Here is a 14,371-nt window from a genome sequence, read left to right on the forward strand (position 1 = left end):
CTGCGACAGAACCCACAGTACGGGCCCTGACTCCATTACCGCACTGTTCGGGGAGTGATGAGCTCATCCCCAAGAACGACTGCGGACGGTACCGCTCCGGCGTGAGGAGTAGGTGGACCTCGGGGTGGGCTCCTCGGGACCCTTCGGTGACGGCCGGATGAAGCGTCTGCAACGTCCCCTCTGTCCCCCTACAGACGCCCGGTGTTGCCGGATCGTTCCCGGGTGGACTGGGGTCCATGCCCGGGGAGCCCGTACCCTTGGGTTTTGTGTTCCGTAGCCGTGCCAAGGAAGAGAAGGCCCCCGCCGACAAGGCGCAGGTGACCGACTCCAAGCAGCCCCGTGACCCGCAGGCCCCGAAAGGCAGGCCCACGCCCAAGCGCAGTGAGGCCCAGTCCCAGCGCCGCAGTGTCGCCAACACGCCGATGACGCGCAAGGACGCCTCCAAGCGTCAGCGCGAGGAGCGCCGGCAGGCGCTCGAACGGCAGCGCCAGGCGCTCGCCGGCGGCGACGAGCGTTACCTGCCCGCCCGGGACAAGGGTCCGGTGCGCAGGTTCGCGCGCGACTGGGTCGACTCTCGGTTCAACGTGGCGGAGTTCTTCCTGCCGCTGGCCGTGGTCATCCTGGTGCTCAGCGTGGTGCGGGTGCCGGCGATCCAGAACGTCGCGCTGCTGCTGTGGCTGATCGTGATCGTGCTGATCGTGCTCGACGCGGCCGTCAGCGGCTTCCGGCTGAAGAAGCGGCTGGCCGAGCGCTTCCCCGACCAGAACCGCCGTGGCGCCGTCGCCTACGCCCTGATGCGCTCCCTCCAGATGCGCCGGCTCCGGCTGCCGAAGCCGCAGGTCAAGCGCGGAGAGCGGCCCTGAGCGCAAAGGCATTCACCGGGGGCGCGGCAGACGCCTGGCTGAACAAGCTGGGCGGGCTGCGTGATGTCGTACGACAGGAGCTGGTGGCCCGGCAGCTCGACGAGCAGATAGCCGGGCGGTTCCCGGTGGGGCAGCGCCTTCGCGTGCTCGACGTGGGGATGGGCCAGGGCACGCAGGCGCTGCGGCTGGCCCGGCTCGGCCACCAGGTGACCGGTGTCGAGCAGGACGCGACGATGATCGCGGCCGCGCGCGAGGCGCTCGCCGGTGAGCCGGACGGCATCCGCGAGCGGGTCCGGCTGGTGCAGGGTGACGGCCGGGACACCGGTGTGCACTTCCTGCCCGGCAGTTTCGACGTGGTGCTGTGCCACGGGGTCCTGATGTACGTCGAGGAGCCCGACCCGCTGGTGGCGGGTCTGGCCCGGATGCTCGCGCCGGGCGGACTGCTGTCCCTGCTGGTGCGCAACGGCGACGCGCTCGCCGTGCGGCCGGGCCTGTCCGGTGACTGGGCGGGCGCGCTGGCCGCCTTCGACACCACCACCTACCGCAACCGCCTCGGCCTGGACGTACGGGCGGACCGTCTCTCGGCGCTCACCGCCACGCTCGCCGGTATCGGCGCCCCGCTGCACGCCTGGTACGGCGTACGGATCTTCACCGACACGGCGGCGGACGACGCGCGGATACCGGACGACCTGGAGACGCTGCTGGCCGCCGAGGAGCGGGCCGGGCGGACGGATCCGTACCGGGGGGTCGCGGCGCTGCTGCATCTGTGCGGGGTACGGGGCTGAGTCAGGCCCCGCGGAGTACGGGGAGTACGGTCTGAGTCCGTTCGGACGTACACGACAAGTCCGTACATTCACCCCGAAGGGACACTCGGGGCATGGACGCTCCCCGTACCCGTGCCCTCAGGCGGGGCACCGTCGTCCCGCTGCTCGTCGCCGCCGCGCTCGTGGCGGCCGGCTGTACGGCCCCGGGCTCGTCGGCGAAGCAGGACGGCGCGACCGCCCGGGCGGCCCTCCCCCTGTCCGTGAACGACCTGCAGAACCAGTACCTGAAGGTCATCAAGCGGGTGCTGCCGTCGGTCGTGCAGATCCAGGCGAGCCAGGACCTGGGCTCCGGGGTGGTGTACGACGACCAGGGGCACATCGTCACCAACGCGCACGTGGTCGGCACCGAGAAGACCTTCAAGGTGACCACGGCCAGCAGCGAGGAGCCGCTCACCGCGAGCCTGGTGTACTCCTACCCGGACCAGGACCTCGCGGTGATCAAGCTCGACAGGGTGCCGGCCGGGCTGCGGGCGGCGGCGTTCGGGAACTCCGAGAAGGTGCAGGTCGGTCACATCGTGCTGGCGATGGGCTCGCCGCTCGGGCTGTCGTCCAGCGTGACCCAGGGCATCGTCTCGGCGACCGGACGGACCGTCAGCGAGGGCAGCGCGGGCGGGGGTACGGGCGCGACCATCGCGAACATGGTGCAGACGTCGGCCGACATCAACCCGGGCAACAGCGGGGGCGCCCTGGTCAACCTGGACGGGGAGATCATCGGCATCCCGACGCTGGCCGCCACCGACCCGAACCTCAGTGGCGGCGCGGCGCCCGGCATCGGGTTCGCCATCCCGGCGTCGATGGTGCGGACGGTCGCCGACCAGATCATCAGGAGCGGCAAGGTCGTCGACTCGGGGCGGGCCGCGCTCGGCGTCTCCGCGCGGACGGTCCTGGACGACAGCTACCAGCCGGCCGGGGCCGCGGTGGTCGCCGTCAGCAGCGGCGGCGCGGCCGGCCGGGCGGGGCTGCGGGCCGGTGATGTGATCACCAGGCTGGGCAGGGCCCCGGTGACCACCACCACGGAGCTGTCCGAGGCGCTGGCTGCTCTGCGGCCGGGGCAGAAGACGACGGTGACCTACCAGCGTGACGGCGTCGAGAAGACAGTGGAGGTGACGCTGGGCGAGGTGTGAGGAGGGCGGCCACTGGCGAGGGCGGCCACTCCTCACCCCCCGATCGGGTTACGCCTCGTCGGCGTGCAGGCTCATCGGGCCGTAGATCTCGGTGGTCTCCTCGAACAGCCGCACCTGGTCCGCGCCGCCCTCCTTGAGGGCCTTCCAGTGCTCCCCGATCCAGGACTCGGCGTCCCCCTGCGTGGTGAACTCCTCCGGCTGCACCGCGGGCTGGACCTCCGTCCCGTCGGCCGTCTCGAACCGCCACGTCCATGCCGTCATGTGGGCCTCCCTTTGATCCAACTCTGCCCCGGAAGCGTATTCGCTCCGCCGGGTCGGCCGTTAGATGCTGTGGATCACCTGCTGGCCGGTGGGGGCCGGTCGCGCCCACGCGGCGGAGCCGCACGGCCCCGCGCCCCTTCACTGGTGCCCCTTCGGGGCTGCCAGGAGCGCGATACCTGCTCGGGCAAGGGAAAATCGATCTCGTGGAAGTGACTCTGCTCGGTACCGGTGCCCCCGCGGGACTCCCCCGCCTCGACTGTCCCTGTGCCGTCTGCGCGACGGCACTCGGGCCGGACACGCGGGCGGCCACCGCGCTGCTCGTGGACGGGACGCTGCTCCTCGACCTGACGCCAGGGGCGGCGTTCGCGGCCGCGCGGTCGGGGCATTCGCTGAGCGGGGTGCGGCAGGTGCTGCTGTCCCATCCGCACGACGGCCCGGCGGTGGAGGTGCCGGCCGGGCTGCCGCAGCCCGGGCGGGTGCCGGACGGGCGGGAGTTGGCACTGCTGACGGGGCATCGGGTGCGGGCCGTGGCGATGGACGCGGGCGGCACCGGGTACGCGGTGACCGGGCCGGACGGGCAGCGGCTGCTGTACCTGCCGCCGGGCGGGGCGCCGGCCGGTCTGGAGGGGGTGCCGGCGGAGACGTACCAGATCGTCCTCGCCGATGTCGTGGGACGCCCGGACGCGCTGGCCCGGCTGCGGGCGGTCGGTTCGGTGGGGCCGACCACGGACGTCGTCGCCGTCCATCTCGACCACGACGTGCCGCAGGGCCCGGAGTTGCGCCGCCGGCTCGCGGCGGCCGGGGCGCGGGCGGTGCCGGACGGTACGACGCTGCTGGCCGGCGTGTACGAGGACGTCCCGGACGTGCCGCGCCGGACGCTGGTGCTGGGCGGGGCGCGCTCGGGCAAGTCCGTGGAGGCCGAGCGGCGGCTGGAGTCCTTCCCGGAGGTGCTGTACGTGGCGACGGGCGGGACGCGGGGCGGGGACACCGAGTGGGCGGACCGGGTGGCCGTGCACCGGGAGCGGCGGCCGGGGTCGTGGCGTACGACGGAGACGACCGATCTGGTGCCGCTGCTGACCGTGGACGGGCCGCCGGTGCTGATCGACTGTCTGTCGCTGTGGCTGACGGATGCCATGGACGCCGTGGGGGCGTGGGACGACGCGGAGTGGGCCGGGGGCGGGGAGAAGGCGCTGCGCGAGCGGGTGCGGGAGCTGACGGAGGCGGTGCGGGCCACTCGGCGGACCGTGGTGGCGGTGTCCAACGAGGTGGGGTCGGGGATCGTGCCTGCCACCGCGTCCGGGCGGCGGTACCGGGATGAACTCGGGCGGCTGAACTCGGCGTTCGCGACGGAGTGCGAGCAGGTGCTGCTGGTCGTCGCCGGGCAGGCCGTGGTGCTGCGGGGTTGAGGGCGCGGCACGGCTGCCCGCGGCCAGGGGGTTTCGTTCGGATCAGGTCGGATCGGGCCGCGGCGTCCGGTGCGGTGCATCGCAGGGCGGAGGAGCACCCGCGTACTGGGCGTACCCCGGTGGTCCGACAACGCGGCGAGGTGCCGTGCCGGACGCCTCGGCCCCGGGCTGAACCGAACGAAACCCCCTAGGTCCTGTCGTCAAATTCCCGTCGTCGCCCGAAGGGCGGCCTCGCGGCGTCTGGTGCGTGCTCTCGGCGTGCCGGGCGGAAGTCCTCGTACTGGACGTACTTGGGCTTTCGCCCGGTGCGGCGAGAGTGCGTGCCAGGCGTCGTGGGGCAGACGGGAATTTGACGACAGGGCCTAGGCGGGCCGGCTGTCCTTCCGGGCCACCAGGCGGTACGCGTTGGAGAGCCCGAGGTGGGGGGCCAGGGGGGCCAGGACGTGGTCCAGGATCGCGGCCACGTCGAGCACCGGGGCGGCCATGGCCCTGAGGAGGGGGTGGAGATGGGCGAGGGTCAGGGAGAGGGCCGCCGAGAGGTCGTAGGGGACGTGGGGTGCCCTGCGGTCGGTGACGAGGATCGTGCAGCCCCGGGACTCCAGTTCGGCGCGGAGGTTGGGCAGGGGCGGCAGGTGGAGATGGCGGGGCTGGCCGTAGGGGAGCCACCGCTTGCCGAGGAGGGCGGCGAACGCGCTCTGCGGGTCGGGGACTTCGACGACGAGGTGGCCGCCGGGACGCAGCACGGTGAGCGCGGCGCGTAGTTCGGCGCGTGGGTCGGGGGCGTGCTCCAGGTGGTGGAACATGCTGACCACGTCGTAGCGGGAGCGCAGGCGGGCCGCCAGTCCCGGGGTGGTGAGACAGCCGCGGTGGGCCTCCTCCACCCGGCTCTCCATCAGGGCCTGTTCCACCCGGGCCGTCGGGTCCAGGCCGTCGAAGCTGGTGTAGGGGAAGAACTCCTTCGCCGCCTCGGGGAAGCGGGCGTGCCCGGTGCCCACGTCCAGCCAGCTCTCCGGTTCGCGCAGCGCCGACAGCGCGAAGGCGGCGGAGCGGTGCCTGCGGCGGACCGCGCGGTCGGAGAGGACGCGCTCGGTGAACTCCGCCAGCTGCCTCTCGTAGAAGTCCCGGTGGTAGAAGGCGAATCCCTCCGCCGTGAGCCGGGGGTTCTGGAAGACGTGCGCGCAGTCGCCGCACTCGTCGAGGGCGAAGGTGCCCGGCCGCTGCCGCAGCGGGTCGGGGGCCCGCAGCCGGGTCCGCAGCCGAGGGGAACCGCACCAGGGGCAGTCCTCGCGGCGCGGCTCCTGGAAGGGGTCGCGCGGCTCGATGACCTGGGGGGCGAGGGGCGAGGTCTGCATGGGCGACTCCATGGGCGACAATCCACTGCAAACCGGAACGTATGGGATACCCCTCCCGGGTGCAAAGACGTCGTGACCATGAGGTGGCGGTGTGGCGCGGAGGTGTTCGTTGACGGGCGGTACTGTTCGGCGAATGAGCAGCCTTAATCTGGACGACTTCACCGATCTGATCGAGCGCCCGGACGGGGGCGTGCGCCGTGACGCCGAGGCCCGCCGGGAGCGCCAGATCGTGCCGCCCGGCTCGCTCGGGCGCCTGGACGAGCTGGGCGAGTGGCTGGCCGCCGCACAGGGTGCCGTACCGGTACGGCCGGTCGAACGGCCGCGGGTGATTCTCTTCGCGGGCGACCACGGGATCGCCGAACTCGGTGTCTCCGCACGGCCCGCGGGCAGCGCCGACGAGCTGGTGCGGGCGGTGCTGGAGGGCGCCGCCCCGGTGTCGGTGCTCGCGCGCCGGCTCGATGTGCCCGTGCGGGTCGTGGACATGGCTCTGGACTGCCCGCCGGAGGCCTTCCCGGAGGAGGTCGTGCGGCACCGGGTGCGGCGCGGCAGCGGTCGTATCGACATCGAGGACGCGCTGACCGCCGACGAGGCCGAGGCGGCCTTCCGGGCAGGGGTGGCGGTCGCCGACGAGGAGGCCGACTCGGGCACGGACCTGGTGGTGCTCGGCGATGTGAGCGTCGGCGGGACCACGGCGGCCGCGGTGCTGATCGCCGCGCTGTGCGGGACCGACGCCTCCGTGGTGACCGGGCGGGGCGGGCGCGCCGTCGACGACCTGGCGTGGATGCGCAAGTGTGCGGCGATCCGGGACGCGCTGCGGCGGGCGCGGCCGGTGCTCGGGGACCAGTTGCAGCTGCTCGCGACCGTGGGCGGGGCCGATCTGGCCGCGATGACCGGGTTCCTGTTGCAGTGCGCGGTGCGGAAGTTGCCGGTGATCCTGGACGGCGTGGTGGCCGCCGCGTGTGCGCTGGTCGCCCAGCGGGTCGCGTTCCGCGCGCCGGACTGGTGGCTGGCCGGGCACGACAGCGGGGAGCCGGGCCAGGCGAAGGCACTGGACCGGATGGCGCTGGAGCCGCTGCTCGAGCAGGGCGTGAAGGTCGGCGAGGGCGTGGGCGCGCTGCTGTCGCTCCCGCTGGTCCAGGCCGCGGCGGCGCTGGCCGCGGAGCTTCCCGAGCGGGAGGCGGCGGAGGAGAAGGAGTAGCCGCAGCCGGAAAAGAATGGTTCGCCGGGGCAGCCCCCATATGATCCTCCTCCATGGGAGATGCCCGAATTGCCGTGGAGCAGCGTGCCGAGCCGGAGCGGCGGTCCAGCGGGGTCTCCCGTCGGGGCGCCGCCTTCGCCGTCTGGTATCTGCGGGCCGTCGCCTTCATCAACTTCCTCAGCGCGGTCTGGGTCTCACTGGGCCAGGACGTGCGCCGGCACAACCAGGAGAACTACTTCACGCCGTACCTGCTGACGGCCGGCTTCGCCTCGGGCGTGTTCACCGCGTTCCTGGCGATCACCATGCGCCGGCGCAAGCGGGCCGCGTGGATCCTGAACCTGGTGCTGAGCGGCTCGTTCCTGGCCCTGTTCGCGTTCGCCATGGCGTTCCCGGAGATCCGGCGGCACGCACAGAACTGGGTCTCCCTGGTGCTGACGGCCGCCTTCGTCGGCGCACTGCTGATCGGGCGCCGCGAGTTCTACGCGAAGGGTGACCGGTCCAACCCACGGCTCGCCGCGACCGTCGCCGTCGGCGGCGGGCTCGTCGCCTCGCTGCTCGCCGGGCTGCTGATCACCGTCACCAACACGGCCCCGGACGCGGCCCGTTCGACGTTCCTGGAGCGCTGGCACTACGGCACCCTGCGGCTGGTGTCGGTGGCCGCCGAGGAATCCCGCTTCCCCGGCATCGACCCGCCCAACTGGGCCAACGTGGCGGTCAACGTGATCAGCACGCTGCTCGTCCTCGCCGTGTTCTACGCCGCCTTCCGGTCCCGGCGGGCCGTCGACCCGCTCACCGAGGACGACGAGAAGCGGCTGCGGGTGCTGCTGGAGCGGCACGGCGAGCGGGACTCGCTCGGCTACTTCGCGCTGCGCCGGGAGAAGAGCGTGGTGTGGTCGCCGACCGGGAAGGCGGCCGTCGCCTACCGCGTCGTCGGCGGGGTGAGCCTGGCCTCCGGGGATCCGCTGGGCGATCCGGAGGCGTGGCCCGGGGCGATCGCGCCCTGGCTGGTGGAGGCGCGGGCGCACGGGTGGATCCCGGCGGTGATGGGGGCGAGCGAGGAAGCGGGGACGGTCTACGCCCGGCACGGCCTGGACGCGCTGGAACTCGGTGACGAGGCGCTAGTGGAGGTGGCCGAGTTCACCCTGGAGGGGCGGGCGATGCGCACCGTGCGGCAGGCGTACAACCGGGTGAAGCGGGCCGGGTACCGGGTGCGCATCCGGCGGCACGCGGACATCCCGGCAGACGAGATGGCGTATCTCCTCGAGCGTGCCGACGACTGGCGGGACGGCGCGACCGAACGCGGGTTCAGCATGGCTCTCGGGCGGCTCGGGGACCCCGAGGACGGCCGGTGCGTGATGCTGGAGTGCACGGACGCCGACGGGAAACTGCGCGCGCTGCTCTCCTTCGTCCCCTGGGGGCCGCACGGGCTGTCCCTGGACCTGATGCGACGGGACCGGGACTGCGACAACGGGCTGATGGAGTTCATGGTCATCGAACTCCTGCGCCGGGCCCACGAGATCGAGATCACCCAGGTCTCACTCAACTTCGCCATGTTCCGATCAGTCTTCGAACGTGGGGCGCGCCTCGGTGCCGGACCGGTGCTGAGGCTGTGGCGGTCGCTGCTCAGCTTCTTCTCCCGCTGGTGGCAGATCGAGTCGCTGTACCGCGCCAACGCCAAGTACCGGCCCATCTGGGAGCCGCGGTTCCTGCTCTTCGAGAAGAGCGCGGACCTGCCGCGCATCGGCCTCGCGTCGGCGCGCGCGGAGGGCTTCCTGGAGGCGCCGGGGCTGCCGAAGTGGCTGCACCGCAGGCACCTGGACACGCACCGTTGAGGAACGTCTGATGAGGAACGTCTGATGAGGACGCTCGCCCGCTGGGCCCGTGCCGAGTGGGGGCTGTTGTACGTCACCGTGCGCGACCCCCTGCTCAAACACCGCTGGCGGGTGACCCCCATGACGCTGACGGTGGTGTGCCTGACCGCGCTGCTGCAGTTCGTGCAGAACCGGCCGTGGGGCTACCAGATCGTGCAGGAGACGGGAGCCGTACGGGCCCAGGACCCGCTGGGGCTTGCGCTGCTGCGCACTCCCCTGTCGCTGTTCGTCCCGGCGCTGGACCTGCCCGTGTGGGGGGCGCTCGCGCAGATCCTGTTCGTGTTCGGCATCGCCGAGGTGTGCCTGGGCTGGTGGCGGACGCTGGCCATCGCGTACGTGGCCACGCTCGCCGGGACGCTGTTCGCGCGCCTGGGCATCGCGCTCGGCGCGCATGCCCCGTTCGGTCTGCCCTGGACGGACGCGCAGGTCGTGGACACCGGCCCGTCGGCGGCCGTGGTGGGGCTCGCCGTCTATGTGAGCTGGCGGTACGGCGCCTATGTGACGGCGGGCGCGGTGACCATGTCGATGGTGGTCGAGGTGCTGCTCAAGGAGAACCTGGCGGGCAAGGAGCATCTGGCCGCGCTGATGGGGGTGGGGACGCTGTGCCTGCTGGCGGCGGTGCGGCACCGGCACCAGTGGCCGCCGTGGCGCCGTCAGTGGCGGTCGGGCAGGCGGACCGGGCGCGGGTCGGGCTTGCCGCCGATCCAGTCCTGAAGGGCGCGGCGGGGCCCGGCCCAGCGGCGGTCGTGGTGGTAGGCGCGCAGGGTCGCCCGGGCGCGGGCGCGGGGGCGGCGGCCGTAGAAGCGGCGGGCCCAGGGCGAGTCGGGGCGGGCCAGCCGGACGGCACCGACCAGCGCGACCAGCGGCACGATCACGCCGAAGATCGCGACCCGGGTCTTGCCCTTGCTCAGGGCGATCAGGGACAGGAGGAAGTTCCCCGCGATGTTGGCGATGACAGTGCCCCGGTCCTGGAGTTCCTCCGGGGACAGGTCGTTGACGCCGAACGGCGCGAACCCGGCGAGCAGCAGGCCGACGAGGGCCGCGGTGAGCACGACGACCTCGACGCTCTTGCGGCCCTCCTCGGTCCAGTAGACGTCGTCGAGGTGCAGGATCAGCGCGAACTCGTCCAGGACGAGCCCCGTCCCCATGCCGAAGACGACGGCGGAGACTGCCGCGGCCGCGCCGTGCCGGTCGCTGGCGACGGCGCCGAAGCCGCCGACGACGGTGAGGACGACCCCGGGGACCACGTGGTGGATGTGCAGCCCGCCCGCCTTGACGTTGCCGAAGGGGCCCTTGCCGGCCCGGATCAGCCGGACGATCACACGCGTGACGAGGAAGGTGACGACGAAGGCCGTCAGAGCCAGCAGCAGCGGAAGCTTCCCCGGCTCCACGATGTTCCGCTCCCACCAGTGCCCCATGTGCGCACTTTAGTCCCGGCCGCGGTGAGGAGCCCGGCGACGGCCCGGTAACCTGCGCCGGTGCTCAAGTCCTCCCCTCTCGACGGCCTCCGCTTCGCCTTCGGCACGCTCTGCGTGCTGCCTGTCCGGGTGCACCGGTGGGACCGGGAGGCCGCCCGCGGGGGCATGCTGAACGCCCCGGTCGTCGGACTGGTCGTCGGCTGCTGCGCGGCGGGGCTCGGACTGCTGCTGCTCCTGCTGGGTGCCGGCCCGTTGCTCGCCGCCGTCGCCTCCGTCGCCGTACCGGCCGCGCTGACCCGTGGGCTGCATCTGGACGGGCTCGCCGACACGGCGGACGGGCTCGGCAGCGGGAAGCCCGCGGAGGACGCGCTGCGGATCATGAAGCAGTCGGACATCGGGCCGTTCGGGGTACTGACCCTCGTCCTGGTGCTGCTGGCCCAGGTCGCCGCGCTGGCGCAGCTCTACGCCGGTTCCTGGGTGCGGGGCGCCGCCGCGGCGGTGACCGCGGCGGTCGCGGCCCGGCTCGCGCTCACCCTGGCCGCGCGCACCGGGGTGCCCGCGGCCCGTCCGGAGGGTCTCGGGGCGGCGGTCGCCGGCGTGGTGCCGGTGCCGGGCGCGCTGGCCGTCACGGCGTCCTTCACGGTCGTCTCGGCCGCCTGGGGTACGGCCCAGGGCATGTACGGCGCCCTCCGCGCGGCGGCCGCGGTCCTGCTGTCCCTGGCCACCTCCGAACTCCTGCTGCGCCGTTGCGTCCGCCGCTTCGGCGGGGTCACCGGGGACGTCTTCGGCGCCCTCGCGGAGACGGCGGCGACGGCCGCGCTCGTGCTGCTGTCCCTGGGCCGCTAGGTCCTGTCGTCAAATTCCCGTCGTCGCCCGAAGGGCGGCCTCGCGGCGTCTGGTGCGTGCTCTCGGCGTGCCGGGCGGAAGTCCTCGTACTGGACGTACTTGGGCTTTCGCCCGGTGCGGCGAGAGTGCGTGCCAGGCGTCGTGGGGCAGACGGGAATTTGACGACAGGGCCTAGGGGGGTCCCGTCGTCCAGGCCGTGGGGCAGCGTGCCCCAGGGGTGAGCGCCCGTGCCGGGAACCGCGCAGTGCACGGTGGCGCCGCGCTCCCGGGCGGCCCCGGCCATGTCCGCGTCCGCCGGGACGCCGCGGACCAGGTGGCAGACCCGCACCCCGGCCGGGTAGTGCCGGGCCTGCGGGGGCGTGCGCAGATAGGTCGCCCAGGAGCCCTCGAAGGTGACCAGGAGGTCGGCGAGTGCCGCGTACACCGGGTGCGGCGGGGTGCCGTGGTTCAGCGCGAGCGTGACACAGCCGAAGGTCCGGGCGGCCGTGGTGAGCCGCTCGTAGTGCCCTGACTCACCCGTCCCGGAGGGCACTTGGTCGAGGAACGCGCCCTGGGTACCATACCACTCGCGGTGCCGGCGCAGATCCCGTACGACGTCCTCGTACGGCCGCCTGCCGTAGCCGGTGTCGGTGTAGCCGAGCAGGGTCACCCCCGCTGCCCGCAGCCGGGCGGCGGTCTCGGCGAAGGCCGCGTCGGGGTGGTCGCCGGGGCCGCTGGCCGAATAACTGGTGACTGATTTATGGGCCGTAGTTGGCCGTCACGTCCCTCGTGCGGGTGAACAAAGCCAGTTCTCGGGGCCGAGCAGGCGCTTGGAACGAATAGCGCTCCAAAGAGGGCGTGCGGGGCTACGCCGACCAGAACGAACGGGTTCAGAAGCAACGCCACATGCAGGTGCTTAAGGCCCGGCTCGCCGCTGTGGAGCAGAAGATCGCCGCCGGGCGACCATCGATCACGGTCGGCGGACGCAGCCTGGCACGACTGCGGCACCATCTCGCCGATGCCCACTTGACCGAGGCCGATTGGCGTCAACGCTGGGAAGCCGGGCGGCTGTTCCTCACCGCCGACGGCGAGTCCGGTGCTCCGCACGGCAACTGCACGATCACCGTCGACCCGTCCGACGGCTCGGTGACCCTGGTACTGCCCGAGCCGCTGCAGCACCTGGCCAATGCACCCCAGGGCCGCTATCGGCTCGCGGGCAGCGTGTCCTTCCAGCACCGGCACGGCGAGTGGCTCGACCGGATTACCGCCCACCGGTCGGTGCGCTACGACATCGTCTGCAGCCCGAGCCGTGGCAAGTGGTATCTGGATGCCTCCTGGTCCGCCGACAAGACGGTGTTGCCCACCTTGGACGAGCTCAAAGCCTTGGGTGCGCGGCTGCTGGGGGTCGATCTGAACGCCGACCACCTCGCTGCGTACATGCTCGATCCACACGGCAACCCGATCGGCGAACCCGATCACGGTCCCGCTGGATCTGACCGGCCCCACGGCCACCCGGGACGGTCGGCTGCGCGCCGCGATCAGCGAGCTGATCGCCCTCGCTCACAAGCACGGCTGCGCCGGGATAGCGTCGGAAGGCGCGCCCTCGGTCACGGGATCCGGCGTCGGCCAGGTGTGACCCCCGCTCACCGGAGGATGAACACGGGGAGAGCTACCGGCCAGGCCGAATCCATGCCGAGGGCGTGCGGGACCGCGAACCCACGCAGGACAGCGGGCACGCCCACCCAGGGCGGCAAGACCCGACCGCGCCAAGGTGACCAACTCGCGCTGTTCCCAGGCCCTCAGGACCGTTCGGAGGGCCACCGGACCATCTCCGGCCCGGTTCGTGGCGAATTGGCCAACGCTGGCCAACAACCCCAGAAACGGTGAACCACACCTACACCCAGCCAGGACAACTCCCGCGAGTCCGAGCCGTGGGTCGTGCGCAGCAGCGCGCTCATGTTCATGCCGCCCAGCAGTACCTGGCCCTGTCCGCGAGCAGCCGGCCGGTGAGGGCGTCGGTGCCGCCGTTCTCGCTCTTCCACTCCTCGCCGGCGCCCGCGTTGAACGCCATGTCCAGCGTGAAGCCGTGGCTCTGCTCCCAGGAGGCCGCGTACCGGGCGTCGTCGGCGGTCATCCGGATCGGCGTGGTGGTGTCGGTGCCGCCGCTGCCGCAGTCGATGTCCCCAGGCGTGCAGTTGCGCTCGGTGTCCCAGCGGGCGTCCGGCGCGAAGACGTCGTCGACGTGGACGGCGAAGTAGTTGCGGGCCTGGCCGAGGTGCACGCCCCGGGTCAGCCATTCCACGATGCCCCGCGCCAGCACCCGGAACTGCTGCTGGTACTGGTTGTAGGCGAACGTCACCACCAGCTCGCGCCGCCCGTCGTGGGCGTACTCGCCGAGCAGGCTGCCGGTGCCGCTGCCGTCCGGCACGGGGACGTCGACATAGCTGGTGAAGCCGGTGCGGGGCCGGGCGACGAAGCCGTAGCTCTCCTGCACGGAGGGCGAGTTGTCCTCGAAGCCGAAGGCGCCGTCCAGGTAGCCGAAGGGTCCCGCCCTGCCGGCCGCGGTGACGCCGGCGGTCCGCCCGTCGAGGCTGCCGGCGTAGCCGCCCTGGTCGGTGTAGTCCAGGCCGACCTCGGGGTGGGCCCAGGTGTAGGCGTCGACCTGCGGGATGCCGTACGTCCTCTCGTACGTCTCCAGGGCCGTCTGCTCGGCGGAGCCCGCGCCGAACGGGGCCTCGTTCGGCAGCACGACGCCCTGGAACTTGGCGCGGGGCCGGCCGCCCAGGGTGTCGCTGAGGAACGTGTCGGTGATGGCGGGCCGGCCGGAGTCGTCCAGGTCGACCGTGGTGTACGGGATGCCCTCGCTCCTGAGCTGTGCGGTGATCGCACCGACGGAGCTGCCGCCGTCGTCGACGACCAGGACGCGCAGATCGATGCGCGGGTCGGTGGCGGCGGAGGCGGGCGGGGCGGCGAGCCCCAGTGCGATCAGGCCCGCGGCCGTCGCGGTGACGGCCGGCGCTCTCCAGCGCCGCACGCGGTGTGCCATGGCAGGTCCTTCCCCCCAGAAGATCCCTCAGTGGTGAATTCGCGGAGGATCAGTGGAAATCATGCGAAGTGACGGGCAGCGGCCCGCCGGAACCCGATGAGTGTGGCTCAGCTCACCGGCGTCCGGGGGGCGAGAAGTGGCCACGACGCCACGCACAGGTGAACACCCGCAGGCATGAGCGAA

General features: G+C 72.6%; 12 protein-coding genes and 2 pseudogenes. 9 read left to right on the plus strand and 5 right to left on the minus strand.

Annotated elements, in window-relative coordinates; all coding sequences use genetic code 11:
- Nucleotides 1-236 precede the first annotated feature (236 nt).
- The 3 genes from FB157_RS02285 (at nucleotide 237) to FB157_RS02295 (ending at nucleotide 2,811) form a co-directional block, all read left to right on the plus strand.
- The gene (locus tag FB157_RS02285) at nucleotides 237-863 is read left to right on the plus strand and encodes a DUF3043 domain-containing protein (protein ID WP_186581289.1); all 627 of its coding nucleotides are present in this window, start codon (nucleotides 237-239) and stop codon (nucleotides 861-863) included.
- Nucleotides 864-946: 83 nt separating this feature from the next.
- Nucleotides 947-1,648 (plus strand): bifunctional 2-polyprenyl-6-hydroxyphenol methylase/3-demethylubiquinol 3-O-methyltransferase UbiG, encoded by a 702-nt coding sequence (locus FB157_RS02290; RefSeq protein WP_145875372.1) that lies wholly within the window; start codon nucleotides 947-949, stop codon nucleotides 1,646-1,648.
- 92 nt (nucleotides 1,649-1,740) lie between these two features.
- Complete coding sequence (locus FB157_RS02295; RefSeq protein ID WP_145875373.1) at nucleotides 1,741-2,811, plus strand: S1C family serine protease; 1,071 nt, start codon at nucleotides 1,741-1,743, stop codon at nucleotides 2,809-2,811.
- A gap of 48 nt (nucleotides 2,812-2,859) precedes the next feature.
- Here the strand turns inward: FB157_RS02295 and FB157_RS02300 are convergent, their stop codons facing one another.
- Complete coding sequence (locus FB157_RS02300; RefSeq protein WP_145875375.1) at nucleotides 2,860-3,072, minus strand: hypothetical protein; 213 nt, start codon at nucleotides 3,070-3,072, stop codon at nucleotides 2,860-2,862.
- A 203-nt stretch (nucleotides 3,073-3,275) separates the two neighbouring features.
- On the opposite strand from FB157_RS02300, the gene FB157_RS02305 reads away from it, so the two are divergent.
- The gene (locus FB157_RS02305) at nucleotides 3,276-4,478 is read left to right on the plus strand and encodes a bifunctional adenosylcobinamide kinase/adenosylcobinamide-phosphate guanylyltransferase (protein WP_145875377.1); all 1,203 of its coding nucleotides are present in this window, start codon (nucleotides 3,276-3,278) and stop codon (nucleotides 4,476-4,478) included.
- 362 nt (nucleotides 4,479-4,840) lie between these two features.
- Here the strand turns inward: FB157_RS02305 and FB157_RS02310 are convergent, their stop codons facing one another.
- Nucleotides 4,841-5,830, minus strand: a complete 990-nt coding sequence (locus tag FB157_RS02310) for a class I SAM-dependent methyltransferase (protein WP_145875379.1) — start codon at nucleotides 5,828-5,830, stop codon at nucleotides 4,841-4,843.
- 133 nt (nucleotides 5,831-5,963) lie between these two features.
- On the opposite strand from FB157_RS02310, the gene cobT reads away from it, so the two are divergent.
- Genes cobT through FB157_RS47070 form a run of 3 tightly spaced genes read left to right on the plus strand, consistent with a single transcriptional unit; the run spans nucleotide 5,964 to nucleotide 9,613 of the window.
- Nucleotides 5,964-7,028 carry a nicotinate-nucleotide--dimethylbenzimidazole phosphoribosyltransferase gene (cobT, locus tag FB157_RS02315; RefSeq protein WP_145875380.1) on the plus strand — a complete coding sequence of 355 codons (1,065 nt, stop codon included), beginning with the start codon at nucleotides 5,964-5,966 and terminating at the stop codon, nucleotides 7,026-7,028.
- Between the two features lie 53 nt (nucleotides 7,029-7,081).
- Nucleotides 7,082-8,860, plus strand: a complete 1,779-nt coding sequence (locus FB157_RS02320; RefSeq protein WP_145875382.1) for a phosphatidylglycerol lysyltransferase domain-containing protein — start codon at nucleotides 7,082-7,084, stop codon at nucleotides 8,858-8,860.
- 24 nt (nucleotides 8,861-8,884) lie between these two features.
- Nucleotides 8,885-9,613, plus strand: coding sequence for a hypothetical protein (locus tag FB157_RS47070; protein ID WP_186581290.1), 729 nt, complete (start codon nucleotides 8,885-8,887; stop codon nucleotides 9,611-9,613).
- Here FB157_RS47070 and FB157_RS02330 read toward each other — a convergent pair.
- Nucleotides 9,553-10,317 carry a hypothetical protein gene (locus tag FB157_RS02330; RefSeq protein WP_145875384.1) on the minus strand — a complete coding sequence of 255 codons (765 nt, stop codon included), beginning with the start codon at nucleotides 10,315-10,317 and terminating at the stop codon, nucleotides 9,553-9,555. The genes FB157_RS47070 and FB157_RS02330 overlap by 61 nt on opposite strands.
- A gap of 60 nt (nucleotides 10,318-10,377) precedes the next feature.
- Here FB157_RS02330 and FB157_RS02335 point away from each other — a divergent pair, with 60 nt between their 5' ends.
- Nucleotides 10,378-11,163, plus strand: a complete 786-nt coding sequence (locus FB157_RS02335; protein ID WP_145875385.1) for an adenosylcobinamide-GDP ribazoletransferase — start codon at nucleotides 10,378-10,380, stop codon at nucleotides 11,161-11,163.
- Here FB157_RS02335 and FB157_RS02340 read toward each other — a convergent pair.
- Nucleotides 11,087-11,869, minus strand: a pseudogene (locus FB157_RS02340) (spherulation-specific family 4 protein); the annotation flags it as partial. The gene FB157_RS02335 and the pseudogene FB157_RS02340 overlap by 77 nt on opposite strands.
- A 131-nt stretch (nucleotides 11,870-12,000) precedes the next feature.
- Here FB157_RS02340 and FB157_RS02345 point away from each other — a divergent pair.
- Nucleotides 12,001-13,029 (plus strand): hypothetical protein, encoded by a 1,029-nt coding sequence (locus tag FB157_RS02345; protein ID WP_145875387.1) that lies wholly within the window; start codon nucleotides 12,001-12,003, stop codon nucleotides 13,027-13,029.
- An 82-nt stretch (nucleotides 13,030-13,111) separates the two neighbouring features.
- Here FB157_RS02345 and FB157_RS02350 read toward each other — a convergent pair.
- Nucleotides 13,112-14,188: pseudogene (locus FB157_RS02350) on the minus strand (hypothetical protein); the annotation flags it as partial.
- Nucleotides 14,189-14,371: the final 183 nt, after the last annotated feature.

The sequence above is a fragment of the Streptomyces sp. BK340 genome (assembly GCF_007827595.1).
Lineage (GTDB): Bacteria > Actinomycetota > Actinomycetes > Streptomycetales > Streptomycetaceae > Streptomyces.

Excerpts from the sequence above, each read along its gene's own strand:
- FB157_RS02285 (WP_186581289.1), top strand. The coding sequence starts at position 237 with ATGCCCGGGGAGCCCGTACCCTTGGGTTTTGTGTTCCGTAGCCGTGCC.
- FB157_RS02300 (WP_145875375.1), bottom strand. The coding sequence starts at position 3,072 with ATGACGGCATGGACGTGGCGGTTCGAGACGGCCGACGGGACGGAGGTC.
- FB157_RS47070 (WP_186581290.1), top strand. The coding sequence starts at position 8,885 with ATGAGGACGCTCGCCCGCTGGGCCCGTGCCGAGTGGGGGCTGTTGTAC.
- FB157_RS02330 (WP_145875384.1), bottom strand. The coding sequence starts at position 10,317 with ATGGGGCACTGGTGGGAGCGGAACATCGTGGAGCCGGGGAAGCTTCCG.
- FB157_RS02320 (WP_145875382.1), top strand. The coding sequence starts at position 7,082 with ATGGGAGATGCCCGAATTGCCGTGGAGCAGCGTGCCGAGCCGGAGCGG.
- FB157_RS02310 (WP_145875379.1), bottom strand. The coding sequence starts at position 5,830 with ATGCAGACCTCGCCCCTCGCCCCCCAGGTCATCGAGCCGCGCGACCCC.
- FB157_RS02295 (WP_145875373.1), top strand. The coding sequence starts at position 1,741 with ATGGACGCTCCCCGTACCCGTGCCCTCAGGCGGGGCACCGTCGTCCCG.
- cobT (WP_145875380.1), top strand. The coding sequence starts at position 5,964 with ATGAGCAGCCTTAATCTGGACGACTTCACCGATCTGATCGAGCGCCCG.